We start from the raw sequence: 24,449 nt of genomic DNA, 5'->3' as shown, positions 1-24,449 counted from the left end.
GGAAGAATTCAAGGACAATCGGAGCCAAACCTGCAATCTTGATGCCAGAATAGGCAGCGAGGTGCTTTCGCCGACGTGTCATCACAAGGACTTGTCGTCGCAGGGGCAATTTGCAGAATAAGTTTCCCCATTGGCATAGGCATTGCATACGATTGCATCAAAATTAGTCATCGAAGCCGGAAAAGGATTGAGTCAATGTTGATCAAGAAAAACAAGACCCGCGCGGCGCTGATCGCGTTGCTGGCGCTCAGTAGCGCGGCTGCGTGGCCGCGCGCGGCCACTGCCGAAACCGTGCTGCGCATCGCCATGACGGCTGCCGATATTCCGCGCACGCTGGGCCAGCCCGATCAGGGCTTTGAAGGCAACCGCTTCACCGGCCTCACCATGTATGACGCGCTCACCGGCTGGGACCTTTCCTCGGCCGACAAGGCGAGCGTGGTGATCCCCGGCCTTGCTACCGAGTGGAAGGTCGACGATGCCGACAAGACCAAATGGACTTTCAAGCTGCGGCCGGGCGTCACCTTCCATGACGGCTCGCCGTTCAATGCGGACGCCGTGGTGTGGAATGTCGAGAAGGTGCTGAAGCAGGACGCGCCGCAATTCGACGCCAGCCAGGTCGGTGTCACGGCCTCGCGCATGCCGACGCTGGCATCAGCGAAGAAGGTCGACGACATGACGGTCGAGCTCACCACCAAGGAGCCCGACAGCTTCCTGCCGATCAACCTCACCAATCTCTTCATGGCGAGCCCGGCGAAGTGGCAGGCCTTCTACGACAAGGCGGAGGGCGCCGACGCCAAGGCCAAGTCGCAGGCCGCATGGACCGCGTTTGCCAAGGACGCCGCGGGCACCGGCCCGTGGAAGATGGCGGGCTTCACCCCGCGCGAGCGGCTGGAGCTGGTCAAGAATGCGAGCTACTGGAACAAGGACCGCGTGCCCAAGGTCGACAAGATGGTGCTGTTGCCGATGCCGGAGGCCAACGCGCGCACCGCGGCGCTGCTTTCCGGGCAGGTCGATTGGGTCGAGGCGCCGGCGCCGGACGCGTTGCCCGAGCTCAAGCAGCGCGGCTTCAAGCTCTACGCCAACGAGCAGCCGCACGTCTGGCCGTGGCAGTTCTCGCGCGTCGAGGGCTCGCCCTGGAACGACATCCGCGTGCGCAAGGCCGCGAACCTCTGCGTCGATCGCGAAGGCCTCAAGGACGGCCTGCTCGCGGGGCTGATGGTGCCCGCGACCGGCACGTTCGAGGTCGGCCATCCCTGGCGCGGCAGACCGACCTTCGAGATCAAGTACGACAAGGCTGCTGCACAGAAGCTGATGCAGGAGGCCGGATTCGGCCCGAACAAGAAGCTGACGGTGAAGACCCAGACGTCTGCGTCCGGCTCGGGCCAGATGCAGCCGTTGCCGATGAACGAATATATCCAGCAGGCGCTGGCCGAATGCTATTTCGACGTGCAGCTCGATGTCATCGAGTGGAATACGCTGTTCACCAACTGGCGCCGCGGCGCCAAGGATCCCAGTGCCAACGGCTCGAACGCGACCAACGTCACCTATGCGGCGATGGACCCGTTCTTCGCGCTGGTGCGCTTCCTGCAATCGGGCATGGCGCCGCCGGTCTCGAACAATTGGGGTTTCATCAACAATCCCAAATTCGACGAGCTGGTGAAGAAGGCGCGGCAGACCTTCGATCCCGCCGCGCGTGACGCCGCGCTCGCCGAACTGCACGCGGCCTCCGTCGATGACGCGGCCTTCCTCTATGTCGCCCACGACGTCGGTCCCCGCGCCATCAGCCCGAAGGTGACAGGCGTCGTGCAGCCAAAGAGCTGGTTCATCGACTTCTCACTGGTGTCGATGCAATAGTTCCCGCCTCATACGCAGTGCACCCTCTCCCCTTGCGGGAGAGGGTGGCTTCGCGCAAGCGAAGCCGGGTGAGGGATCTCTTTCCGCGGATGACCCTCTCTCTTTTTCGTTAACACTGCATCCGGGGTTAGAGCCCTCATCCGGCGCTTTGCGCCACCTTCTCCCACAAGGGGAGAAGGGAAGAAAAGAAACAACGTGCTCGCCTATATCGCCAGACGCATCGTCTACGTCATCCCGATCGTCATCAGCGTCGCGCTGGTGTGTTTTCTGCTCGTGCACATCACGCCGGGCGATCCGCTCGTCGCGGTGCTCCCCGCAGACGCCTCGCAGGAGCTCGCCGCGCAGCTCCGGACGGCCTATGGTTTCGACCGCCCGCTGCCGGTGCAGTTCGGGCTTTGGCTGCTCCGCGCGCTTCATGGCGATCTCGGCAATTCCATCGCCACGGGCCGCCCGGTGCTCGCCGAGGTCATGCGCGCGGTCAGCAACACGGTCACGCTGGCGATTGCGGCGGCGATCATCGGCTTCACCATGGGCATCCTGCTCGGCCTGATCGCCGGCTATTTCCGCGAGACCTGGATCGACAAGCTGGCGACCTCCTTTGCCGTCGCCGGCGTTTCGGTGCCGCATTACTGGCTTGGCATGGTGCTCGTCATCATCTTCTCGGTCCAGCTGAACTGGCTGCCCGCTGTCGGCGCCGGACCCGGCGGCTCGGCCGCCTGGGCCTGGGACTGGGCGCATTTGCAATATCTCGTGCTGCCAGCGATCACGACCTCGGTGATCCCGATGGGCATCGTCACTCGCACGGTGCGCGCGCTGACCGGCGACATTCTCAGCCAGGACTTCGTCGAGGCGCTGCGTGCAAAAGGCCTGCATGAGCGCGGCGCGTTCCGCCACGTCATCAAGAACGCCGCCCCCACCGCGCTCGCGGTGATGGGACTTCAGCTCGGTTACATGCTCGGCGGCTCGATCCTGATCGAGACGGTGTTCTCCTGGCCGGGCTCGGGCTTCCTGCTCAACTCCGCGATTTTCCAGCGCGACCTGCCGCTGCTGCAGGGCACGATCCTGATCCTGGCGCTGTTCTTCGTCTTCCTCAATCTGATGGTCGACATCGCGCAAGCCGCGATCGACCCGCGCATCAAACGGGGTTAGCGATGAGCGAGCTTCCGTTGTCCGTCACCAGCGATACGGCGCTTCAGTCCGCGCCCGCGACCAAGGCGCGCGGCTATTGGGCGACCGTCGGCCGTCGTATCTGGCGTGACAAGGTCAGCATGGTCTGCGCGCTGGTGCTGCTGCTGATCTTTCTCTCCGCGATCGTTGCGCCGTGGCTCGGTCTGGAAGATCCCTACAAGGGCTCGATGATCCGCCGCCTTCGGCACATTGGCACATCCGGCTACCCGCTCGGCACCGACGAACTCGGCCGCGACATGCTGGCGCGGCTGATCTATGGCGGCCGGTTGTCGCTTCTCATCGGCATTTTGCCTGTGATCCTCGCCTTCTGCATCGGCACCTCGCTCGGCCTCGTTGCCGGCTATGTCGGCGGCAAGCTCAACACCGCGATCATGCGCACGATCGACGTGTTCTACGCGTTTCCGTCCGTGCTGCTGGCGATCGCGATCTCGGGCGCGCTGGGCGCGGGCATCCTCAATTCCATCGTGTCGTTGACCGTCGTGTTCGTGCCGCAGATCACCCGCGTTGCCGAAAGCGTCACGACGGGGGTGCGCAACATGGACTTCGTCGACGCCGCGCGCGCCTCGGGCGCGGGACCGTTCACCATCATGCGCGTTCATATCCTCGGCAATGTGCTCGGTTCGATCTTCGTCTACGCGACCAGCCTGATCTCGGTCTCGATGATCCTCGCGGCAGGCCTGTCGTTCCTCGGCCTCGGCACCAAACCGCCGGAGCCGGAATGGGGCCTGATGTTGAATACCTTGCGGACCGCGATCTATGTCAACCCCTGGGTCGCCGCGCTCCCCGGTGCAATGATCTTCGCGGTCTCGATCTGCTTCAACCTGCTCTCGGACGGCCTGCGCAGCGCCATGGACATCAGGAACTAGCCATGAGCGAAACCAACCTCTCCGTCGCAATGCTGGAGCCGATCGAAGACCTCGGCGGCGTCGCCCAGCCGCTGCTCCAGGTCAACGGCCTCACCAAGCATTTCCCGGTTCGTGGCGGCCTGTTCGCCGCAAAGCGCACCGTGCGGGCGGTCGATAATGTCTCGTTCACCGTCGCCAAGGGCGAGACCGTCGGCATCGTCGGCGAGTCCGGTTGCGGCAAGTCGACCACCGCGCGGCTGCTCATGCATCTGATGCCGCGCGACACCGGTGACATCATCTATGACGGCATGAGCGTCGGCCAGTCGCTCTCCTTGCGCGAGCTGCGCCGCGGCATGCAGATGGTGTTCCAGGATTCCTACGCTTCGCTCAACCCGCGCCTGACCATCGAGGACTCGATCGCCTTCGGCCCAAAGGTGCACGGCATGGCCGACGGCGCCGCGCGCGCGCTGGCGCGCGAGCTGCTGGGCAAAGTGGGCCTGGTTCCTGCAAACTTTGCCAACCGCTACCCGCATGAGATCTCCGGCGGCCAGCGCCAGCGCGTCAACATCGCGCGTGCGCTGGCCCTGTCGCCGCGGCTGGTGATTCTCGACGAAGCCGTCTCCGCGCTCGACAAGTCGGTCGAGGCGCAGGTGCTCAATTTGCTTGCCGATCTCAAGAGTGAGTTCGGCCTGACCTATCTCTTCATCAGTCACGACCTCAACGTCGTGCGCTATATCAGCGATCGCGTGCTGGTGATGTATCTCGGCGAGGTCGTCGAGCTCGGCCCGGTCGACCAGGTCTGGGACCAACCGGCGCATCCCTATACGCGCGCACTTCTTGCCGCGATGCCGTCCTCGGATCCGGACCGCCGCACCGAGACGCCGCCGATCACGGGCGATCCGCCCAATCCGATCGATCCACCCTCGGGCTGCCGCTTCCACACCCGTTGCCCGTTTGCGGAGCCGCTCTGCGCAAATGCGACACCAAAACTCACCGCGCTCGATAGAATGGGCCACGAGGCCGCGTGCTACATGGCGATCCCGGGTTCAGGCCATCGCCGCGCGCCGAAGGAGGAAACCGCATGAGACCGACGACAAAAGAGATCAAGGCGACGGCACAGGTCGCCGGCGTTCCCGTCGACGACGAGATCGCGACGCGCATCTCCAATTCCATCGGACCGGCCTTCGAGGGCTTTGCGGCCATTGCCGGCACGTTGCCGTTCGATCTCGAGCCCGCGCTTTATCCGATCGCGCAGACTGCCAAGGTCTCGAAATGAGCACCGAGCCCGCATTGATGACGCTCACCGAGGTCGCGCGCGCGATCGCGATGAAGCAGGTGTCCTCGCATGAGGTGACGCGTGCGCTGCTGCATCGCATCGCGCAGTGGCAGCCGCACCTCAACGCCTTCATGTCGATCGAGGCAGAGGCAGCGCTGAAGGCCGCCGATGCCGCCGACGCCGAACTCGCCAAGGGGGAAGTCCGCGGTCCGCTGCACGGTGTGCCGCTCGCGCACAAGGATATGTATTACGACGCAGGTCACGTCGCGACCTGCGGCTCGTTGATCCGCCGCGACTTCGTTCCGACAGTGACCTCCACCGCCTTGCAGAGGCTGAAGGACGCCGGCCAGGTTCGCCTCGGCACGTTGCATCTCGCCGAATTCGCCTATGGCCCGACTGGCCATAACGCCCATTACGGCCCGGTTCGCAATCCCTGGAACGCTGCGCACATCACCGGCGGCTCGTCGTCGGGCTCGGGCTCGGCGGTCGCGGCGCGACTGACCTATGCGGCGCTCGGCTCCGACACCGGCGGCTCGATCCGCATGCCCGCACATTTCTGCGGCGTCACGGGATTGAAGACCACCGTCGGCCGGGTCAGCCGCGCCGGCGCGATGCCGCTGTCGCAGTCGCTCGACACGGTCGGCCCGCTCGCCCGCACCGCCGAGGATTGCGCGCTGCTGCTGGCGCTGATGGCCGGCCCTGATCCTGAGGATTCGACCTGCAGTCATGAGCCGCTGTCTGACTATGTCGGCGCGACCAAGGGCTCGCTGAAGGGCCTCAAGGTCGGCGTCCCCTCGTCCTTCTATGTCGATGATCTCGACGGCGAGGTCGCGCGCGTGCTGGACGAGACCGTTGCGGTGCTCAAGCGTGAGGGCGCCGACATCGTCACGGTCGAGCTGCCCGATCAGCGGCAATTGTCCTCGGCAAGCCAGCTCGTGCTCGCAGCCGAAGCCGCCGCCTTCCACAAGCGCTGGATGATTGAGCGGCCGCAGGATTATGGTCCGCAGGTGTTGATGCGGCTCCAGAACGGCCTCGCGGTCCCCGCCATCACCTATCTCGAGGCGATGCGCTGGCGCGGACCTGCGCTCGCCGCGCACAACGCTGCCACATCGGGCGTCGACGCGATGATCGCGCCGGCGTCCCCCGTGCCGGCGCCAACGATCGAGGAGAGCGACGTTGGCGGCGGGCCGAATGCGCCGGCGCTGTTGCAGCGGCTGACGCTGTTCACCCGTCCGGTGAATTACCTCGGCCTGCCGTCGCTCACGGTGCCCTCGGGCTTCACCAAAAGCGGTCTTCCGATCGGCATGCAGCTGATCGGCCGCTCGTTCGATGAAGCGACCTTGCTCACCATCGGCGCCGCGTTCCAGCGCGCCACCGACTACCACGAAAGGCTGCCGAAACTTCCGTCATGACAAAGCTCGTCGAGATCTCAGGCCTTAACATCCGCTTCACCGGGGAGCGCACGGTCTATGCCGTGAACGATCTCAGTCTCTCGCTCGGCGACGGCGAGGTGCTGGGCCTGCTCGGAGAGTCCGGCTCGGGCAAGAGCGTGACCTTGCGCGCGCTGATGCGCCTGTTGCCGAAGAAGCGCACGCAGATCACGGGCAAGGTCAACGTCATGGGCCGCGACGTGCTCGCCATGAACGACGAGCAGCTGTCGTCGTTCCGCGGCCAAACCGTGTCGATGATCTTTCAGGAGCCGGCGCTGGCGCTCGATCCGGTCTACACCATCGGCGCGCAGATCGCCGAAAGCGTGGTGCGTCACGAAGGCAAGTCGTATGCGGAGGGCAGGGCGCGCGCACTCGAAATGCTCGAGGTCGTGCGCATTCCTTCCGCAAAACGGCGGCTCGATGCCTATCCGCATGAGATGTCCGGCGGCATGCGTCAGCGCGCGATGATCGCGCTGGCGCTCGCGTGTCGTCCCAAGATATTGCTCGCGGACGAGCCGACCACGGCGCTCGATGCCACCGTGCAGATCCAGATCCTGCTGCTGTTGCGCGAGCTGCAGCGCGAGTTCGGCATGTCCGTCATCTTCGTCACCCATGACATCGGGGTCGCCATCGAGATCTGCGACCGGGTCGCGGTGATGTATGCCGGCCAGATCGTGGAGCAGGGCACGCTTCGCGACATCGTCCGCTCGCCGGTGCATCCCTACGCCAGGGGCCTGCTCGCCTCGACCGTCCACGGGGCCAAGCGGGGACAGCGGCTCGAGACCATCCCCGGCACCCCGCCGTCGCTGGGCGAGCGGCCGCACAACTGCTCCTTTGCGCCCCGCTGCGCCGCTGCCCAGCCGCGCTGCCTGGAGCAATTGCCTGGGAATGTGGAGGTCGGGCCGGGCCGGGCAGCACGGTGCGTGCTGGCGGAGCCGGTCACCGCGCTGTCATGATATTTAGACCGCCAGCGGGGAACGGGGGAACAGCATTCAGACCTCGTTCATCCCGGTTCCGCTTCCATGGAACCGTTCACGGAGAGGGACCTCATTTATGTACATTTCGAATGAAGGCTTGCTTGTCATCCTGTTCGTCGGCCTCGTCGCTGGTTGGCTGGCCGGCAAGGTGGTGCGCGGAACCGGGTTCGGCATCATCGGCGATATCGTGGTCGGCATCGCCGGCGCGCTGGTGGCAAGCTTCCTGTTTCCGAAGCTCGGCATTCACATCGGCACCGGGCTGATATCGGAGATCATCTATTCCGCCATCGGCGCGGTCATCCTGCTGCTGGTGGTGCGGCTGGTCCGCGGCGGCGGCCGGTTCTAATGGCGCCCGGGTTCAATTGATCGAACTTTTGACCTCTCCCCGCCCGGGGAGAGGTGACATGTCTGCAAGAAAAAGCCGCAAGATCGTGAGATTCCGGACTTGCGTGCAAGGTCGGTCGGGGGTGATGTGGGCCATAGGGGTCCCGGGTGTTCGACTGCGTTGAGCGATGAGCGCAAACGCGATGTTAATCCGGGTCAATTACTCCTGAATTTGCCTTTGAAATCAGGGACTTTGGCCCCTACCCGAAAGAGATCAGACTGATGGCAGCCGTTCCCGGCGTCCGCCGCTCAGAGCTCGGTGATGCGCTGCGCGCCTGTCGCACGGCGTTTGTCGGCGTCGGCTTGATGAGCTGCATGATCAACCTGCTCTATCTGACCGGGTCGATCTTCATGCTGGAGGTCTACGACCGGGTGCTGCCGAGCCGCAGTATTCCGACCCTGGTCGGCCTGATCGTCCTCGCCGGTTTCCTCTACATGGCGCAGGGCGTGCTGGACATGATCCGCAACCGGATCTTGGGCCGGGTCGGTACCGCCCTGGACGAAGCCTTGAACAAGCGGGTGTTCGACACCATCGTGCGCCTGCCGCTGCTGGTTGGCAGCCGCAACGAGGGGCTTCAGCCGCTGCGGGATCTCGACAATGTCCGTTCCTTCCTCGGCGGCATGGGACCGAGCGCGTTCTTCGACCTGCCCTGGCTGCCGCTCTATCTCGCCATCTGCTTCGCCTTCCACGTCATGATCGGCGTCACCGCGCTGGTCGGAGCCGTCATCCTGGTCGGGTTGACGCTGGTCACCGAGTTCATGTCCCGCCAGCCGGCGCGCGAGGCGATGGGGCTCGCCGCCCAGCGCAACGATCTCGCCCAGGCCAGCCGCCGCAATGCCGAAGTCATGGTGTCGATGGGCATGGCCGGCCGGATGAACGCGCGCTGGAGCGAGGCCAACGAAAAATATCTCGACGGCAACCAGCGTGCGAGCGACGTCGCCGGCGGTCTCGGCGCGGTCGCAAAAGTGCTGCGCATGATGCTGCAATCGGCCGTGCTCGCGGTCGGCGCCTATCTCGTCATCCACCAGGAGGCGACCGCCGGCATCATCATCGCCGGCTCGATCCTCTCGGCACGCGCGCTCGCGCCGGTCGACCTCGCGATCGCGCACTGGAAATCCTTTGTCGCGGCACGCCAGAGCTGGCATCGTCTGACCCGCCTTCTCGAGCAGATGCCGGCGCAGACGATGCCGACCCAGTTGCAGGCGCCCACCAGCCGCCTCTCGGTCGAAGGTATCGCCATGGTGCCGCCGGGCGACCAGCGCCTCATCGTGCAAGACATCACCTTTGCGCTCGAAGCCGGCAATGGCCTCGGCGTGATCGGACCGAGCGGCTCCGGCAAGTCGTCGCTGATCCGCGCGCTGGTCGGCGTCTGGCAGCCGGTCCGCGGCAAGGTGCGGCTCGACGGCGCGGCGCTCGACCAGTGGTCGTCGGACATGCTTGGCCGCCACATCGGCTATCTGCCGCAGGACGTCGAATTGATCGGCGGCACCATCGCGCAGAACATCAGCCGCTTCGATCCCGAGGCCACGTCTGACGGCATCATCGGCGCCGCCAAGGAAGCCGGCGTGCACGAGATGATCATCAAGATGCGCGAGGGCTACAACACCCAGGTCGGCGAGCAGGGCACGGCGCTCTCCGCGGGCCAGGCGCAGCGCGTGGCGCTGGCGCGCGCGCTCTATGGCAACCCCTTCCTGATCGTGCTCGACGAGCCCAATTCCAATCTCGATACCGAAGGCGACGAGGCGCTGACCCGCGCCATCCGCGCGGCGCGCGAGCGCGGCGCCATCGTCATCGTAGTGGCGCACCGTCCGATCGGCGTGGAAGCGGTTGACCAGATCCTGGTGCTGCGCGACGGCCGCATGCAGGCCTTCGGGCCGAAGGAACAGGTGCTCGCCCAGGTGCTCCAGCCGCGCGTGACGCCGCCGGCGCCGATCAAGATCGTCAGCGAAGGCGGAGCCAAGGCATGAGCACGATGGCGCTCGGCGGCGCGAAGCCTGCCGCGAAGAGGACCGTACGGCAGTCGATCCGGTTTCACCTGATGCTCGGGCTTGGGATCGTGCTGGTCCTCCTGGTCGGCCTCGGCGGCTGGGCTTCGACGGTGCAGATTTCGGGCGCGCTGATCGCGCCGGGTCAGATCGTCGTCGAGTCCAATGTCAAAAAGGTGCAGCATCCGACCGGCGGCGTCGTCGGCGAGGTGCGTGCTCGCGATGGCGACGTAGTTAAGGCTGGCGACATCGTGGTGCGGCTCGACGACACCGTCACCAAGGCGAATCTCGCCATCGTCACCAAGAATCTCGACGCGGCGCAGGCGCGTGCGGCGCGGCTCCAGGCCGAGCAGCGCGGAATCGACAGGATCGACTACCCGCAAGCGTTGCTCGATCGCGGCAACGATCCCGACGTCAAGGCGCTGCTCTCCGCCGAAACCAAGCTGTTCGACGTCCGCGTCAACGGACGCGCCGGCCAGAAGGCGCAGCTGCGCGAGCGCATCCAGCAGCTCAATGAAGAGATCGAGGGCCTCTCCGCGCAGGAGCGGGCCAAGGACAAGGAAATTTCGCTGGTGCAGCAGGAGCTCGTGGGTGTCCGCGATCTCTATGACAAGCACCTGGTGCAGATCTCCCGTCTGACCACGCTCGAACGCGACAGCGCCCGCCTCAACGGCGAGCGCGCGCAATACATCGCCTCGCGGGCGCAGGCCAAGGGCAAGATCACCGAGACCGAGCTCCAGATCATCCAGGTCGACAAGGACATGGTCAGCGAGGTCTCGAAGGATCTGCGCGAGACCAACGACAAGATCGGCGAAATGATCGAGCGCAAGGTCGCCGCCGAGGACCAGCTTCGCCGTGTCGACATCCGCGCGCCGCAGGACGGCATGGTGCTGCAATCGACGGTGCATACCGTTGGTGGCGTCATCACCGCCGGCGACGCCCTCATGCTGATCGTGCCGCAGGCCGACGATCTCCAGGTCGAAGCCAAGGTCAATCCGGTCGATATCGACAAGCTCCAGATCGGCCAGAAGACGCTGCTGCGCCTGTCCGCGTTCAACCAGCGCACAACGCCGGAGCTCAACGGCGTCGTCAGCCGCGTCTCGCCCGACGTCACCACCGATCAGCGCACCGGCCAGAGCTACTACACCATCCGCGTCTCGCTGTCCGCAGAGGAGGTCGCCAAGCTCGGTGACTCCAGGCTGATCCCCGGCATGCCGGCGGAAGCGTTCGTCCAGACCGGCGATCGCACCATGCTGTCCTACCTGATGAAGCCGCTGCACGACCAGTTCATGCGAGCGTTCCGGGAGAAGTGACGCGCGAAAGCGCGTCATCCCATTCGTCATTGCGAGCGCAGCGAAGCAATCCAGGTCGCCTCCGTGGCGAGATTTCTGGATTGCTTCGCTACGCTCGCAATGACGGGCGGCTTCTTTCTTGCTTTAGTTTTCTTGCTATAGTTCGATTCAGCCCCAGCAAACCCGGCGTCGAACAATGCAATCCATCCAATCTCCACCCTCCGTCGCCACCGAATCCTATTCCGACGCCGGCCTCGCCGTCGCCCGCCTCGAAGAGATCTACGAGCGCAACACGAAGTTCCTGCGCGACCGGTTCGAAGCTTACGTCAACGGCGAGGCAATCACGACGCGGGTGCGGGCCTTCTATCCCTTCGTCCGTATCACCACCGCGACGCATGCGCGGCTGGATTCGCGGCTCGCCTACGGCTTCGTCGCGCGGCCCGGTGTGCACGAGACCAGCGTCACGCGGCCGGATCTGTTCCGGACTTATCTCACAGAGCAGATCGGACTGTTGATCCAGAACCACGGTGTCCCAGTCGAAATCGGCGAGTCCAGCGAACCGATCCCCGTTCACTTCGCCTATCGCCGCGACATCAACATCGAAGCCGCCATCACCACCAGCGAGAACTCGCCGGTGACGCGATCGCTGCGCGATGCGTTTGACGTGCCTGATCTGGCCACCATGGACGATGCCATCGCCGACGGCACTTTCGAGCTCCAGCCCGGCGCGCCCGAACCGCTGTCCCTGTTTCGGGCGGCCCGCGTCGACTACTCGCTGCGCCGGCTCTACCACTACACGGGCACGGATCCAGAGTATTTCCAGAACTTCGTGATCTTCACCAACTACCAGTTCTATGTCGACGCCTTCGCGCAGCTTTGCCAGCAGCGGCTTCAGGCTGGCGAGGCGGGCCTCGATGCCTTCGTCGCTCCAGGCAATGTGATCACGCGCAGCGGCGGCGCGACGACGGGCGTTGCGCCCGCGCGCACGCCGCAGATGCCTGCCTTCCACCTGGCCGCGCCCGGCTATCGTGGTATCACCCTGATCAACATCGGCACCGGTCCGTCGAACGCGCGCAACGTCACCGACCATGTTGCCGTGCTGCGGCCCCATGCCTGGCTGATGCTCGGCCATTGCGCGGGCCTGCGCAACACGCAGCGGCTCGGCGACTACGTGCTCGCCCATGGCTATGTGCGCGAGGACCATGTGCTCGATCGTGAGTTGCCGCTGTGGGTGCCGATCCCGGCGCTCGCGGAGATGCAGGTGGCGCTCGAGGAGGCGGTCGAGGACGTCACCGGGCTCGAAGGATTCGAGCTCAAGCGCCTGATGCGCACCGGCACCGTCGCGAGCGTCGACAACCGCAATTGGGAGATCAGCGGGCCCGATGTCATTCGCCGCTTGTCGCAATCGCGCGCGGTTGCGCTCGACATGGAATCGGCCGCGATTGCCGCCAACGGCTACCGCTTTCGCGTCCCTTACGGCACGCTGCTGTGCGTCTCCGACAAGCCTCTCCACGGCGAGATCAAGCTCGCAGGCATGGCCAGCGAATTCTACCGCCGCCGCGTCGGCCAGCATCTCGAGATCGGCTTAAAGGCGCTGGAACGGCTCAAGCAGCAGGAATCCGAGCGACTGCATTCCCGCAAGCTCCGCAGTTTCGCCGAAGTTGCATTTCAGTAGGCCATGGATTGCCTTTGCTGCTGACAAGCAGCGGGATTTTCGGCATTTTCGGCGCGGGGGTCGACCGGGACGAATTGATGCCACTCATGCGCGACAGGATCATTGGCCATGATCTCGAACGGCTCGCCTTTCGCTTCACCATGCTGAACGACGGCGAGGTCGTGCAGTGCCAGATCAGCGACGCCGCCATGGACGAGCTTGCGGGCATGCAAGGCACCGAAAGCAGCGCGCGGCAGGCCCAGTTCCTGTCGCTGCGCGAGACCATCGAGCGGCTCGCCTCAGACCTCTACGACGAGGCGCCGCGGGTCAGGGGCCATGTGGTGCGGATCTTCACGCGACATTTGCAGCGATAGTGCCGCTCCAGCCTCCGCCGTCATGCTCCAGGACAGTTCATCAGTTGGTCAAGATTTGGTCTTGCCGGGCTTACCTTCCCGCCGGCAGCCATTTCGACGAGCGTCAATTCCTCTAAAGCATTCGCTAACCAAGCAACCGTTTCGCGGCAATCTTAAGACCTGCGAAACCAGACGTTATCCAGCTATGAATTGATGGCCCGTAGAGGTTGGGTCACGAAATGGAGCCTCACGAGTGATCGCGTGACAAAAGACATTGTTGGAATCGACGCGATCCGCGGGCCCGGTCATGACGTCAATCCGAACAAGACGCAGCCAGAGAGTTGGCGGCTTGCAATCGCCGTCGCGATCGGATGTGGACTTGTCGGCCTTGCGCTCCGCTACGTTGCCCGGGAACACGCGACCGATGACGCCATTCAGCATCTGATCCCCTGGTATGTCTTTGCTCGCGATCACGGAGTCGCCGGGCTGGCCGAAGCCTTTACCAACTACACGCCGTTCTACAGCTACCTCCTGCTGATTGCCGCCCGATTTGATTGGCTAGGCGAGCCACTTTCCCTCGTGAAAGCGATCTCGGCAGTATTCGAGTTGGGCTGCGCGATCACTGTGGCCCAGATCGTCTGGCGAGCGACAAAGCTGCCGTTGCGAGCTTCCCTGGCCTTCTGCGCTGTCTGGCTTGCACCGACGGTGATCTTCAACGGCGCGGTGTGGGCGGAGAGTGATTCGATCTGGACGTACTTCACGCTGGTTTCCATCGCGCTGTTCATGCGGGACCGAAATGGCGTTGCGTCATTTGCGATGGCATTTTCGGTGAAGGCTCAGGGCGTGTTCCTGGGACCCTTCGTGCTCGGCATGATTCTGCGCCGCAGGATCCACCCGGCATGGCTCGCCACCGTTCCCGGGATCTATGTGGTTCTCGCCATTCCGGTTCTGGTCGCCGGTAGATCTTTGGCCTCCGTGTTCGCGGTCTATCTGGACCAAGCTCACACCTTCAATCGCCTCACCATGAACGCAGCGAACATCTGGGTGCTGGCTGGCGGACTGCCGTACGCGATCGGAGTCGCCGTCGGCATGGTGCTCGCGGCCGCGAGCGGGCTCGCCTTGTCGATCTTCATCGCGCGCTCTCGACGGGCGGGGCCGGAGTTTATTCTGCTCGTCGCCTGTGTATCGCTCATGCTCATGCCGTATCTGCTCCCGAAGATGCACGAGCGGTACTTCTACGCGTTCGAGCTTGCGTCGATCGCGCTGGCCTGCCTCAATCCGCGCTATGTGCCCTTCGCGGTGATTGCTCAGGTCGACGGCGTGTTATCCTATCTCGCGTTCGAAAACGGAATCGTCCTGGGCGTGCTGCCGGCGGCACTCTGCAACAGCCTTCTCGTGTACTACCTCGTGCATGATCTTTGGCGCGGCGAACGTGGATTTCGCTTTCCGAAGCTTGCTTGGCTCGGCTTCATCGCGTCGACCGCGGGATTGTTCTCCTATCTGGTCATCGAAGGGCCCGGTTTGAACATATCGCCCCTGTACCTGCTCGCCACGGGTCTCGTGACAGCTGCGGCGCTGCTGCTCCTGAAAGAGTCGCGTGGCGACTTGGCCGGCCCGGACCAGTTGCCTTAATCCTGGGCGACCCGCGTCATCGAGCCATCAGCTGTCAAACATGATCACGCTGCGCAGCGTCTTGCCGGCCTTCATGTTGGCAAACCCTTCGTTGATCTCGGAGAGCTTCAGCTTGGCCGAGATCCAGTCTTCCAGATGCAGCCGGCCGCGCAGGTAGAAATCCACCAGCCGCGGCATGTCGACGCGAAAATGGTTCGAGCCCATCGATGAGCCCTGGATCCTGCGCTCGCGCAGGAAGTCGAAGCCGTGCAGCTCGATCTTCTGGCCGAACGGAATCATGCCGACGATGGTGGCCGTGCCGCCCGAGGCGAGCATGCCGAAGGCCTGCTCCGCGGTCTCCTTGCGGCCGAGCACCTCGAAGGAATGATGCACGCCGCCATTGGTGAGATCGCGCACCTGCTTCACGACGTCGCCGTCTGCCGGATTAATGATGTCGGTGGCGCCCAGCTTGGTCGCGAGCTGGAGCTTGGCCGGGTTGGTGTCGATGGCAATGATGCGGCCGGCGCCCGCGATCTGCGCGCCGTTGATCGCGGCCATGCCGACACCGCCGCAGCCGATCACGGCCACGGTCTCGCCGGCCGTCACCTTCGCCGTGTTCACGACCGCGCCGTAGCCGGTGATGACGCCGCAGCCGATCAGCGCGGCCAGATCGAGCGGCATCTCCTTGCGGATTTTGACGATCGCGTTCTCGTGCACCAGCATCTGCTCGGCGAAGGACGAGAGGTTGAGGAACTGATGCAGCTTCTCGGAGCGAGCCCATTGCATCCGATTGGACACCCCCGGCAGCAATTTCACCGTGGTGTCGGTGCAGAGCACCGTGCGGCCCGTGGTGCAGTTGTCGCAGGTGCCGCAGAATACCGAAAGACAGGTGACGACATGATCACCGGGCTTCACATAGGTGACGTCGGAGCCGACCTGCTCGACGACACCGGCCGACTCGTGCCCGAGCACCGCGGGCAGCGGATGCGGATAAAGGCCTTCCATGAAGTGCAGATCGGAGTGGCAGAGACCTGCGGCCGAGGTCCGGATCAGGACCTCGCGCGGGCCGGGCTTCGGCAGGCTGACATCCTCGATGACTAGGGGCTTGTTGACTTCATGGAGGACGGCCGCCTTCATCGAGCACTCCCTATCGCTTTTTTTGCTTCGAACGTGGGTGCAGCCTACGCTGCCAGGACCAGTTCGCCAACCTCGCTCATGCTGCCTGCACGATCGCCGAGCAGCAGCGCCGCGATCTTCTGCTGCACGGCATTTTCCGTCAGCCGGAACGGATCGCTCGGCGACACCCGGTGATCGATCACCAGCCGCGACAACAACAGCCTGCGCGCATCGCCCCGCATGTCGTGAATACGATGCGCCTCCCAGGCGAGCGCGACGGCACCGGCGACATGATAGAGCAGGCTGGTGGCGCGGCGCGCATCGGCCTCATTGTCGGCCTTTCCCGCGACCTCGCGTGCGAAGCCCACCGCACGATCGGTGAGCGTGTGCAGCCGGTCGCGCCAGGCCTGCGGCACCGAGGGGCTGTCATCGAGGCGAGCATGCAGATCGGCGGCCAGCGCGGATTCGGCGCCGTGGCGGCCGACCGCACGCCTCAGCGCATCGATCGCGACGATGTTGCCGGTGCCTTCCCAGACCGAACCGAGATGCGCGTCGCGGAGCAGGCGGGCGGTCGCGAATTCCTCGATATAGCCGATGCCGCCGCGCATCTCGAGCGCATCGCCACAGACCTTTCGCGCATCGCGGGTGGCGCGGAATTTCAAGGTCGGCGTCAGGATGCGCAGCAGTGCGGCCGCATCCTGGCTGCCGGCCTCGGCGCGGTCGAGCGCGTCCGCAGTGAGAAAGCTCATCGACAACGCCTGCTCGACCGGCAGCATGATCTTCAGCATCTGGCGCCGACCTAGCGGCAGGTCGATGATGCGGTTGCCGAACACCACGCGGTTTTTCGCCACCGTCATCGCGTCATGGTAGGCCCGCCGCATCAGCGCGGTGGATTTGACGCCATTTGAGAGCCGCGACGAGTTCACCATCTCGGCCATCTGCACGAAGCCGCGGTCGAGCTTGCCGACCGCGTAGGCGATCGCGCCTTCGAGCTTGATTTCACCCGAGGCCATCGAGCGCGTGCCGAGCTTGTCCTTCAGACGCACGATCCGGTAGTGGTTCTGCGAGCCGTCGTCGAGGAAGCGCGGCATCAGAAACAGGCCGACTCCGCGCGTGCCGGGGCCGGCACCTTCGGGGCGCGCCAGCAGCATCACGATCTTTGCGTCGGCGTTCGAGCAGAACCATTTTTCGCCGGTGAGGCGCCAATGGTCGCCTTCCTGCACGGCCGTCGTGGTCAGCGTGCCGACATCGGAGCCGCCTTCCTTCTCGGTCATGAACTGGCCGCCCTGGGTCAGCTTGCTCATGTCGGTCTGGGTTAGTCCGTCGAGATATTTCGCCTTCAGCGCCTCGCTGCCGAAATTCGCGAGCAGCTTGGCGCAGCCGTCGGTTACGTTGATCGGGCAACCCATGCCGAATTCGGTCTGGTTGAACAGGAAGGTGAAGGCGTGCTTGGCGACGACAGGATATTTGTCCGGCCAGCCCATGATGCCCTTGCGGATCGAGAGCGCGTGGATGCCGAACTCGCCGAAGGCGGCCTTCTCCAGCTCGCGATAGGCCGGGTGGTATTCGATCCACTGCACGTCGCGACCGAACTTGTCGCGCTGGTGCAGCACCGGTGTGTGCCGGTCGGCGAGCCGCGCGCATTCATCGAGCACGCCGCCGGCGAGTTCGCCCAGCCGATCGAGATGCGGCTCGATGTGGCGGAATAGCGTCTCCGGTAGATGAATGCGGAGGAGATCGGTGAGTGCCTGATCGGCGCGGTAGAAATTCATGCCGGTGGTATCGGGAGCCAGCAGTCCGGATGGTGCGGCCGCGACCTGTTTTGGCTGCGCGGGGGCCGGCTGTCGCATGATCATCCTCTTCGTTTCCGCCTTGCGGTCATTTTGCGCTGATTTGGCGCTTGCCGCTTGTGATGATGTCGATCATGCTCCAGTCGCGAAAGCGGATAAAGCCGCAAATTGTCAGGGAGGCATGATCGCCGTGAGGGCGCAATTCGCTCTGCGGAATTATGATCGTCCCGGCTGGTTGTCCGCGCGGACCGTGCATAGATCAGCGGCTTCCCGTCTTCGAGAGATCACGCCATGGAACACCCGAAATACAAGATCGCCCTCATCGTCGGCGCCGGCGAAGGCCTGAGCGCCTCGCTGGCGCGGTTGTTGTCCGCCCAGGGCATCCGCGTCGCGCTGGCCGCGCGAAAAATCGAGAAGCTCGGCGCGCTCTGCAGCGAGACCGGCGCCAAGGCCTATGCCTGCAACGCCACCGAGCCTGATGCGGTCGAACGCCTGTTTGGCCTGGTCGAACGCGAGATCGGCATGCCCGACGTGGTCGTCTACAACGCCAGCGGCCGCGCGCGCGGGCCGTTCGTCGATCTCGTTCCGGCCGACGTGGCGAACGCCATTGCGGTCAGTGCCTATGGCGGCTTCCTGGTGGCGCAGCAAGCGGCCAGGCGCATGCTGCCGAACCAGCACGGCGCGATCCTGTTCACCGGCGCTTCGGCAAGCGTCAAGGGCTATGCGCAGTCCGCGCCGTTCGCGATGGGCAAGTTCGCACTGCGCGGGCTCGCGCAGAGCATGGCGCGCGAATTGTCGCCGCAAGGCATCCATGTCGCCCATTTCGTGATCGATGGCGGCATCAGGAGCGCAGCGCGCACGGAAGCGCCGGAGAAGCCGGATTCAATGCTCGATCCCGATGCCATCGCGGAGAGCTACTGGAACGTGTTGCAGCAGCCGCGCAGCGCCTGGAGCTGGGAGCTGGAGCTGCGGCCCTGGGTGGAGAAGTTTTGAGGCAAGCTGCCGTAGGGTGGGCAAAGGCGCATAGCGCCGTGCCCACTATCAACGACGAAACAGCAATTGGTGGGCACGCTTCGCTTTGCCCATCCTACAAGGGCGGGAATCATGTCCACGGAAACCACCATCGATACCGGCACCAGTGAACTCCTCTGCGTGATCCGCGATCGCGTCGCATTGATCACGCTGAACCGGCCCGAGGCGCGCAACTCGCTGTCGGACGCGCTGACCCCGGCGCTGCGTACGATGATCCGCTCCTGCGGCGAGAACCCCGATGTCGGCGCGCTGCTGATCACCGGCGCCGGCGAAGCGTTCTGCGCCGGCGGCAACGTCAAGGGCATGGGCGCGCATCGCGACCCGAAGAAGCTGGAGATGTCCTTTGACGACAAGGTCGCCGATCTCCAGGAGCGGCAGCGCCTGCTCACCGGCGCGCTGGTGTCGGTGCGCAAGCCGACCATCGCGGCGCTGCCGGGGCCGGCGGTCGGCGCGGGGCTCGCCATCGCCATGGCCTGCGATATCCGCATTGCCGCGCAATCGGCCTTCGTGGCCACCGGCTATGCGCGCATCGCGCTGTCCGGCGACTATGGCATCGCGTGGCTGTTGACGCGCCTCGTCGGCACCGCGCGGGCGCGCGAGCTGCTGTTCACCGGCGATCGGGTCGATGCTGTCAGGTGCGAGGCCATCGGCCTCGTCAACCGCGTGGTGCCCGATGACAAATTGCAGGCGGAGGCCTTTGCACTGGCAAAATCCCTCGCTGAAGGTCCGCGCCTCGCGTTGCGCTACATGAAGGACAATCTCGACGAGGCCCTGCTGTTCGACTTCGAGACCGCGCGCGACCACGAGGCCGAACGTCTGGTTCGCCTGACCACGACCGCCGATCACAAGGAAGCGGTGCAGGCCTTCATCGAGAAACGCAAGGCGGTGTTCACGGGGAAGTAGCGGCGCAAAAATGCCCGGCTCTGGTTTTCGCCAGGCCGGGCTCGAGTGGTGTCAGGCCGAGGCTGAGGGGCTATCGGCCTGACGGGAAAGAGCGACGAGGCGCCAGCTCGCGCAGGGAATGTCTTTCGGTGCGACGGAGATCTCCTTGTCGAAGCGCACTAGCTTCCAGTCGTCCGGATGGTTGACGAAGGCGAAGTCCGATTTACGCGCGACCGAGATCATGGCGGCGTTGGAGCGCAGCGTGTCGCCGAACATGTGGTCGGCGCCGAGCGCGGCCGCGCGGCATTCAAGATTCTTCATCAGCACGGTGGCGATGCCGTGGCCCTGCCAGCGGTCGGCAACCGACAGACCGAATTCAAGCGTCGCGGTTTCGGCATGCAGCGCATAGCGCGCTTCGGCGACGATGGTCTCGAAGCCGTCGACCATCATGGTCGCCACCACGGTAAAACGTTCGCGCTCGCCGATTTGAAGGAATTCGTGCAGCAGGCCCTGCGGCAGTTCGCTGATCGCGCCGAAGAAGCGGTTGTATCGGGACCGCGTCGAGAGCGAGCGAAAATAGTGCTGGAGCTCCTCGGTGTCGCGCGGCTCGACGAAACGAACGCGCAGCGCCTCGCCGTGTCGCGTGCGCAGCGTGTCCGAATATTGCTTCAGATCTTCCAGGCGAAGGGTGCTCATGACACGCGCCCCCAAGGGGACCAAAGGGGAAAGGGACCGCCGGCGCCCCCACAGTCAGGCGGCGCCGGCCTGGCGGCCAATCAGGCCCGCCAGAAGGGTTTGTCGGCCTCGTAGGCGACATCGCTCCAGGACAGTCCGACGTCCTGAAGGTCGCGCGCGGACCAGTTGGTGAGCTCACGCCGGGTCCGGTAACGCTCGTGCCAAACGTGAAGCGTCTCGCCGATCTGGTGGATCAGCCCTGGCGCATGATGATTTGTCATCGAATTCTGGGTCAAAGTAGACATTGCCAGCTCCTGGAGCTAAGTTGACCGCTAATATCTGCTTCCGGGTGCACTGCGACAAACGACAATTTGTACTCTTTCGCATGAAATAACGTCATGTATCCTGCTGCCAGATGACTGCCAGATTGCCCTCCCTGAATGGATTGCGGGCCTTTGAGGCCGCCGCGCGCCATCTCAGCTTCACGCTGGCGGCGTCCGAGCTGAACGTGACCCAGACCGCGATCAGCCACCAGATCCGCAGGCTCGAGGAGGAGCTCGGCATCCGCCTGTTCGTCCGGCAGAACCGCGCGCTGGCGCTGACGGCCGAGGCGCGCGACTATCTGCCGGGCGTCCGCGCCGCCTTCAACGACCTCCGGCTTGCCACCGATCGGCTGCTGCGCAAGGACGATGACAAGGTGCTGACGGTCTCGACGCTGGCTTCGCTCGCCGCAAAATGGCTGCTGCCGCGGCTGACCGATTTCCAGGAGCACCATCCCGGCATCGACGTCCGTATCACGACCTCCACCAGCCTCGTCGACTTCCAGCGCGACAATGTCGATGCCGCGATCCGCTACGGGCGCGGCCAGTGGCCGGGCTTGCGCGCCGACTGGCTGATGGCGGACGAGCTGTTTCCGGTCTGCAGCCCGTCTCTGCTGCGTGGCGACAAGCCGTTGCGCTGTCCCGAGGACCTCAAGAGCCACATGCTGCTGCACACCTCGAACGCCAACAGCGACGACTGGCGGCTGTGGTTGACGGCGGCGGGTCTGCCGGCCGACATCGCCAGGCAGCCCGGCATCACCTTCGACATGATCTTCATGACCATCCAGGCCGCGATCGACGGCATCGGCGTGGCGATGGGGCGGACCTCCTATGTCCAGGACGACATCGCCAAGGGGCGACTAGTGGTCCCCTTCAAGATCGCGCTGCCGGCCGATGCGGGCTTCTACCTGGTCGCGCCGGAGGGGCGCCGCGAAGCGCCGAAGCTCGCCGCATTCCGTGAGTGGATGATCGCGGCAACGCGGAATAAGGCCTGAAATCGTGCCGGCGCATGTCCGCGCAACCTGCTTCTCGCTACAGCTCCACCACGACGTAGTCGCTCTCGATCTTCACGGGTATCGTCTCGGCGACATACGGCCCCTTCACCACGCTTGCACCCGGCTCGACATGGGCCGGGTAGGCCTTCACGCGGAAGCGGCGAGGGTCGCAGTAGGACTGGCCGGTGCGGATGTCGAACTCCCAGCCATGCCAGGGGCAGCGAATGATCTCGCCGAGCTTGGTATATTCGATCTCGCCCGGATCCTTCGATTGCGCGAGCCCGATCAAGGGTCCCTCGCACAGCGCAGCGCCCTGATGCGGGCAGCGGTTCATCAGGCCGAAATATTCACCCTTGATGTTGAAGATTGCGATCGGCCGTCCGTCGATCTCCAGAAATTTTCGCGTGCCGGGCGGAAGCTCGTCGACCGCGGCAATCACATGCCGCGCCATCAACTGATCCCGTACAGCTTCTTCGCATTGCCGAGATAGAAGGCCTCGCGGTCGTCGTCGCTGACGCCCGCGGGCAGCACGCGCGACGGCTCGTCGTAATCCCAGTGCGGATAGTCGGTCGCGAACAGTAGCCGGTCCCAGCCGATCCACTTGATGACATCGAACAGATCCTCGCGCCGCTCCGGATCCTCCATCGGCTGCGTCGTCCACCACACCTGCTCGCGGATATATTCGGACGGCGGCCGCTTGACATGCGGCACCTCGCTGCGCAGGCGCTGCCAGACTTTGTCGAGCCGCCATGCTAGCGACGGCGCCCAGCCGAAGCCGGCCTCGATCATCACCATCTTCAACTTCGGGAAGCGCTCGAACACGCCCTCCAGCACGAGGCTTGCGAGCGCCGATTGCTGGCACTGCGAGTGGCCGACCATCTCCTCGATGTAATAGGAGGGCCAGCCCGACGGCGTGATGGGGTTGCCGCCGAAGCCGAAGGCGTGGACGCCGACGGGAAGGCCGGCCTCTTCCGCAGCCTGATAGATAGGCCAGTAGCGACGCTGGCCGAGCGGCTCGACATTGCGGCTGAGCAGCAGCACCTGCACGAAATTCTTGTCGCCGGCACGCTCGCGGATTTCCGCGGCGGCTGACAGCCCGTCCTCATTGCCGACGACGATGGACGCCTTCAGCCGCTTGTCCTTGCTGGTCCATTTGTCGATCTGCCAGTCGTTGATCGCCGAGCACAAGGCCGCCGAAAGCTCGTGATTGCGGATGCCTTGCCCGGTGTTGAGCGGATTGAGCACGCCGAGCTGCACGTTGTTGGGATCGAGCAGCTGCTTCTGCATGAAGGACAGCGAGGAGCCCTGCGGCCCGCCTTCCGGCGGATAGGCGTCGCGGCGCGAGGCGTTGGGCTGGGCCTTCGGATAGGGCGGGCCTTCCATCATGCCCTGATAGGCATGGACGCCGTACACTTCGAGATGATGCTGCCAGCGTTTGGCCAGGTAGGGATAGAGCTCGGCGCGGGTCGCGCGTGCCGGATGGATGTCGCAGTCCGCGATCGCGGTTTTGACGGCCAGTGGGGAAGCGGCTTCGGAGCTTTCGCGGAACTGAATATTCATCGCCTTGCCTCCTTTGGCAGCGGCTAAGTCAGGCGGGGATAGGTCGCATGCGGATTATCGATCATGATCTTGCGCACGAGATCGGGGGTGAGACCTGCGGGCAGCGCCTCCTGGCCGTCGAACTGCCAGTGCGGATAGTCGGTGGAGAATACGACCAATTCGTCGGACTGCATATGATCAAACAGGCGAATTAATGTCGCCTCATCCGGCGGTGCATCGAATGGCTGCAACGAGAAGCGGATGTTGCTGCGCACAATGTCCAGCGGCGCGCGATCAACCCACGGCGTCTCCATCCGCACCCCACGCCAGAACTTGTGCAGGCGCCATAGAAATGGGGAGATCCAGGACACCCCGGATTCAAGCATCACCATCTTCAGCCGCGGATATTTGACGAACACGCCCTCGACGATCAGGCTGGTGAGCTGGGTCTGGAACGCCTGGGCCTGACCGGCATAATCCTCGATGTGGTAGGAACCCCAGCCCACGGCGGTCGGCGGATTGTGATAGGCGGAACCGGCATGAATGCCGATCGGTAATTCCAGCCGTTCCGCCGCCTCGTAGATCGGCCAGAGCGCGCGCTTGCCGAGCGGCGTATCGCCCATCACGAGCATCAGCACCTGCACGAAGCGGCGGTCCGTCGCACAGCGCTCGATCTCGGCGACGGCCTTCTCGACGCTTTGGGTGGGGATCACGATCGAGCCGCGCAGCCGCGGATCGCGATCGAGCCATTCCTTCACGAGCCAGTCGTTCAGCGCGCGGCAGAAGGCGGCCTGCAGATCCTCTGAAAACACCATCTGCACGCCGTAGAGCGGATTGCAGATGGCGTGCGAGAGCTGGAAGGGATCGAGCACATGGCGCTGCATGTCCGCCAGGCTTTCACCCGGCTTGCCGCTTTCGGGGCGCCAGTCGGGCCGCGCCGTGATCGGCGAGTTCTGCGGGTAGGATTGCGAGATGAGATCGACCATGCCGCGCGTCGTCACCTGATCGCGCCAATACTCGTTCAGGTACGGCAGCAGGCTGGTCAGATGCGGCACGGCCGGATGCACATCGCAATCCACTCCGCCGGCGATCAGGGACGCCATGACGTGTCCTTCACGTTTCCTCGTCGCGTCTTTCCCGCGGGCAGAGCTTGGCCGCTCCGCCCTTTGGCCGCCATTCAAGCAGGCCTGCCCGTTGGCTGCAACTCGGCCAACGGCGCTGTCATATGCTAGAAAGGCCGAGCTCGGTTG

23 protein-coding genes are annotated in these 24,449 nt (G+C 64.5%); 16 read left to right on the top strand and 7 right to left on the bottom strand.

Annotated elements, in window-relative coordinates; translation table 11 throughout:
• The first annotated feature begins 195 nt into the window (after positions 1–195).
• The 13 genes from IVB54_RS36295 (at position 196) to IVB54_RS36235 (ending at position 14,871) form a co-directional block, all read left to right on the top strand.
• Positions 196–1,854, top strand: coding sequence for an ABC transporter substrate-binding protein (locus tag IVB54_RS36295; RefSeq protein WP_018457597.1), 1,659 nt, complete (start codon positions 196–198; stop codon positions 1,852–1,854).
• A 195-nt stretch (positions 1,855–2,049) separates the two neighbouring features.
• Complete coding sequence (locus tag IVB54_RS36290) at positions 2,050–3,003, top strand: ABC transporter permease (protein ID WP_247776968.1); 954 nt, start codon at positions 2,050–2,052, stop codon at positions 3,001–3,003.
• Between the two features lie 2 nt (positions 3,004–3,005).
• On the top strand, positions 3,006–3,908 hold the full coding sequence (locus IVB54_RS36285) for an ABC transporter permease (protein ID WP_018457595.1): 903 nt from the start codon (positions 3,006–3,008) through the stop codon (positions 3,906–3,908).
• 2 nt (positions 3,909–3,910) lie between these two features.
• On the top strand, positions 3,911–4,972 hold the full coding sequence (locus tag IVB54_RS36280) for an ABC transporter ATP-binding protein (protein ID WP_018457594.1): 1,062 nt from the start codon (positions 3,911–3,913) through the stop codon (positions 4,970–4,972).
• Entirely contained in the window at positions 4,969–5,163 is a 195-nt protein-coding gene (locus IVB54_RS36275) for a hypothetical protein (protein ID WP_018457593.1), read from the top strand. Before IVB54_RS36280 ends, IVB54_RS36275 begins: the two co-directional genes overlap by 4 nt.
• On the top strand, positions 5,160–6,575 hold the full coding sequence (locus tag IVB54_RS36270) for an Asp-tRNA(Asn)/Glu-tRNA(Gln) amidotransferase GatCAB subunit A (protein ID WP_018457592.1): 1,416 nt from the start codon (positions 5,160–5,162) through the stop codon (positions 6,573–6,575). The genes IVB54_RS36275 and IVB54_RS36270 overlap by 4 nt, the downstream gene beginning before the upstream one ends.
• On the top strand, positions 6,572–7,549 hold the full coding sequence (locus IVB54_RS36265) for an ABC transporter ATP-binding protein (RefSeq protein ID WP_018457591.1): 978 nt from the start codon (positions 6,572–6,574) through the stop codon (positions 7,547–7,549). Before IVB54_RS36270 ends, IVB54_RS36265 begins: the two co-directional genes overlap by 4 nt.
• 97 nt (positions 7,550–7,646) lie before the next feature.
• Entirely contained in the window at positions 7,647–7,916 is a 270-nt protein-coding gene (locus IVB54_RS36260) for a GlsB/YeaQ/YmgE family stress response membrane protein (protein WP_007605178.1), read from the top strand.
• A 260-nt stretch (positions 7,917–8,176) separates the two neighbouring features.
• Positions 8,177–9,922 (top strand): type I secretion system permease/ATPase, encoded by a 1,746-nt coding sequence (locus tag IVB54_RS36255; RefSeq protein ID WP_247364156.1) that lies wholly within the window; start codon positions 8,177–8,179, stop codon positions 9,920–9,922.
• Complete coding sequence (locus IVB54_RS36250; RefSeq protein WP_018457589.1) at positions 9,919–11,253, top strand: HlyD family type I secretion periplasmic adaptor subunit; 1,335 nt, start codon at positions 9,919–9,921, stop codon at positions 11,251–11,253. The genes IVB54_RS36255 and IVB54_RS36250 overlap by 4 nt, the downstream gene beginning before the upstream one ends.
• A 175-nt stretch (positions 11,254–11,428) precedes the next feature.
• The gene (locus IVB54_RS36245) at positions 11,429–12,907 is read left to right on the top strand and encodes an AMP nucleosidase (protein ID WP_018457588.1); all 1,479 of its coding nucleotides are present in this window, start codon (positions 11,429–11,431) and stop codon (positions 12,905–12,907) included.
• A 77-nt stretch (positions 12,908–12,984) separates the two neighbouring features.
• A complete protein-coding gene (locus IVB54_RS36240) occupies positions 12,985–13,260 on the top strand; it encodes a DUF1488 family protein (RefSeq protein WP_026233404.1) in 276 nt (91 codons plus the stop codon).
• Between the two features lie 240 nt (positions 13,261–13,500).
• A complete protein-coding gene (locus IVB54_RS36235; protein ID WP_018457586.1) occupies positions 13,501–14,871 on the top strand; it encodes a hypothetical protein in 1,371 nt (456 codons plus the stop codon).
• A gap of 27 nt (positions 14,872–14,898) precedes the next feature.
• Here IVB54_RS36235 and IVB54_RS36230 read toward each other — a convergent pair whose 3' ends face one another.
• Positions 14,899–15,987: a Zn-dependent alcohol dehydrogenase gene (locus tag IVB54_RS36230; RefSeq protein WP_018457585.1), complete on the bottom strand. Its 1,089-nt coding sequence runs from the start codon at positions 15,985–15,987 to the stop codon at positions 14,899–14,901.
• 44 nt (positions 15,988–16,031) lie between these two features.
• Positions 16,032–17,816 (bottom strand): acyl-CoA dehydrogenase family protein, encoded by a 1,785-nt coding sequence (locus IVB54_RS36225; RefSeq protein ID WP_026233403.1) that lies wholly within the window; start codon positions 17,814–17,816, stop codon positions 16,032–16,034.
• 231 nt (positions 17,817–18,047) lie between these two features.
• Between IVB54_RS36225 and IVB54_RS36220 the strand changes: the two genes are divergently transcribed.
• Together IVB54_RS36220 and IVB54_RS36215 are read left to right on the top strand one after the other, a co-directional pair.
• Positions 18,048–18,749 carry an SDR family NAD(P)-dependent oxidoreductase gene (locus IVB54_RS36220; protein ID WP_018457582.1) on the top strand — a complete coding sequence of 234 codons (702 nt, stop codon included), beginning with the start codon at positions 18,048–18,050 and terminating at the stop codon, positions 18,747–18,749.
• A 111-nt stretch (positions 18,750–18,860) separates the two neighbouring features.
• On the top strand, positions 18,861–19,691 hold the full coding sequence (locus IVB54_RS36215; protein WP_018457581.1) for an enoyl-CoA hydratase: 831 nt from the start codon (positions 18,861–18,863) through the stop codon (positions 19,689–19,691).
• A gap of 51 nt (positions 19,692–19,742) precedes the next feature.
• Here IVB54_RS36215 and IVB54_RS36210 read toward each other — a convergent pair whose 3' ends face one another.
• Both IVB54_RS36210 and IVB54_RS36205 read right to left on the bottom strand, forming a co-directional pair.
• Positions 19,743–20,366: a GNAT family N-acetyltransferase gene (locus IVB54_RS36210; RefSeq protein ID WP_018457580.1), complete on the bottom strand. Its 624-nt coding sequence runs from the start codon at positions 20,364–20,366 to the stop codon at positions 19,743–19,745.
• A gap of 80 nt (positions 20,367–20,446) precedes the next feature.
• A complete protein-coding gene (locus tag IVB54_RS36205; RefSeq protein WP_007599575.1) occupies positions 20,447–20,650 on the bottom strand; it encodes a DUF1127 domain-containing protein in 204 nt (67 codons plus the stop codon).
• 110 nt (positions 20,651–20,760) lie between these two features.
• Between IVB54_RS36205 and IVB54_RS36200 the strand changes: the two genes are divergently transcribed.
• The gene (locus IVB54_RS36200) at positions 20,761–21,660 is read left to right on the top strand and encodes a transcriptional regulator GcvA (protein ID WP_026233402.1); all 900 of its coding nucleotides are present in this window, start codon (positions 20,761–20,763) and stop codon (positions 21,658–21,660) included.
• A 37-nt stretch (positions 21,661–21,697) separates the two neighbouring features.
• Here IVB54_RS36200 and IVB54_RS36195 read toward each other — a convergent pair whose 3' ends face one another.
• Genes IVB54_RS36195 through IVB54_RS36185 form a run of 3 tightly spaced genes read right to left on the bottom strand, consistent with a single transcriptional unit; the run spans position 21,698 to position 24,302 of the window.
• On the bottom strand, positions 21,698–22,111 hold the full coding sequence (locus IVB54_RS36195) for a Rieske (2Fe-2S) protein (RefSeq protein WP_018457577.1): 414 nt from the start codon (positions 22,109–22,111) through the stop codon (positions 21,698–21,700).
• A complete protein-coding gene (locus IVB54_RS36190) occupies positions 22,111–23,220 on the bottom strand; it encodes an amidohydrolase family protein (protein WP_018457576.1) in 1,110 nt (369 codons plus the stop codon). Before IVB54_RS36190 ends, IVB54_RS36195 begins: the two co-directional genes overlap by 1 nt.
• A 23-nt stretch (positions 23,221–23,243) precedes the next feature.
• Positions 23,244–24,302: an amidohydrolase family protein gene (locus IVB54_RS36185; protein WP_018457575.1), complete on the bottom strand. Its 1,059-nt coding sequence runs from the start codon at positions 24,300–24,302 to the stop codon at positions 23,244–23,246.
• Positions 24,303–24,449 lie beyond the last annotated feature (147 nt).

It is taken from the genome of Bradyrhizobium sp. CW1, assembly GCF_023100665.1.
In the GTDB taxonomy this organism is placed as follows: domain Bacteria; phylum Pseudomonadota; class Alphaproteobacteria; order Rhizobiales; family Xanthobacteraceae; genus Bradyrhizobium; species Bradyrhizobium canariense_D.
Note: the sequence above shows the minus strand (reverse complement) of the source record. Positions and strands in the feature narration are given on the sequence as shown.

Bases quoted from the DNA above. Each gene is read 5' to 3' on its own strand.
- IVB54_RS36230 (WP_018457585.1), bottom strand. From the start codon at position 15,987: ATGAAGGCGGCCGTCCTCCATGAAGTCAACAAGCCCCTAGTCATCGAG.
- IVB54_RS36280 (WP_018457594.1), top strand. From the start codon at position 3,911: ATGAGCGAAACCAACCTCTCCGTCGCAATGCTGGAGCCGATCGAAGAC.
- IVB54_RS36240 (WP_026233404.1), top strand. From the start codon at position 12,985: ATGCCACTCATGCGCGACAGGATCATTGGCCATGATCTCGAACGGCTC.
- IVB54_RS36255 (WP_247364156.1), top strand. From the start codon at position 8,177: ATGGCAGCCGTTCCCGGCGTCCGCCGCTCAGAGCTCGGTGATGCGCTG.
- IVB54_RS36215 (WP_018457581.1), top strand. From the start codon at position 18,861: ATGTCCACGGAAACCACCATCGATACCGGCACCAGTGAACTCCTCTGC.
- IVB54_RS36200 (WP_026233402.1), top strand. From the start codon at position 20,761: ATGACTGCCAGATTGCCCTCCCTGAATGGATTGCGGGCCTTTGAGGCC.
- IVB54_RS36185 (WP_018457575.1), bottom strand. From the start codon at position 24,302: ATGGCGTCCCTGATCGCCGGCGGAGTGGATTGCGATGTGCATCCGGCC.
- IVB54_RS36220 (WP_018457582.1), top strand. From the start codon at position 18,048: ATGGAACACCCGAAATACAAGATCGCCCTCATCGTCGGCGCCGGCGAA.
- IVB54_RS36190 (WP_018457576.1), bottom strand. From the start codon at position 23,220: ATGAATATTCAGTTCCGCGAAAGCTCCGAAGCCGCTTCCCCACTGGCC.
- IVB54_RS36210 (WP_018457580.1), bottom strand. From the start codon at position 20,366: ATGAGCACCCTTCGCCTGGAAGATCTGAAGCAATATTCGGACACGCTG.
- IVB54_RS36260 (WP_007605178.1), top strand. From the start codon at position 7,647: ATGTACATTTCGAATGAAGGCTTGCTTGTCATCCTGTTCGTCGGCCTC.
- IVB54_RS36275 (WP_018457593.1), top strand. From the start codon at position 4,969: ATGAGACCGACGACAAAAGAGATCAAGGCGACGGCACAGGTCGCCGGC.
- IVB54_RS36225 (WP_026233403.1), bottom strand. From the start codon at position 17,816: ATGCGACAGCCGGCCCCCGCGCAGCCAAAACAGGTCGCGGCCGCACCA.
- IVB54_RS36265 (WP_018457591.1), top strand. From the start codon at position 6,572: ATGACAAAGCTCGTCGAGATCTCAGGCCTTAACATCCGCTTCACCGGG.
- IVB54_RS36250 (WP_018457589.1), top strand. From the start codon at position 9,919: ATGAGCACGATGGCGCTCGGCGGCGCGAAGCCTGCCGCGAAGAGGACC.
- IVB54_RS36205 (WP_007599575.1), bottom strand. From the start codon at position 20,650: ATGTCTACTTTGACCCAGAATTCGATGACAAATCATCATGCGCCAGGG.
- IVB54_RS36270 (WP_018457592.1), top strand. From the start codon at position 5,160: ATGAGCACCGAGCCCGCATTGATGACGCTCACCGAGGTCGCGCGCGCG.
- IVB54_RS36245 (WP_018457588.1), top strand. From the start codon at position 11,429: ATGCAATCCATCCAATCTCCACCCTCCGTCGCCACCGAATCCTATTCC.
- IVB54_RS36195 (WP_018457577.1), bottom strand. From the start codon at position 22,111: ATGGCGCGGCATGTGATTGCCGCGGTCGACGAGCTTCCGCCCGGCACG.
- IVB54_RS36295 (WP_018457597.1), top strand. From the start codon at position 196: ATGTTGATCAAGAAAAACAAGACCCGCGCGGCGCTGATCGCGTTGCTG.
- IVB54_RS36285 (WP_018457595.1), top strand. From the start codon at position 3,006: ATGAGCGAGCTTCCGTTGTCCGTCACCAGCGATACGGCGCTTCAGTCC.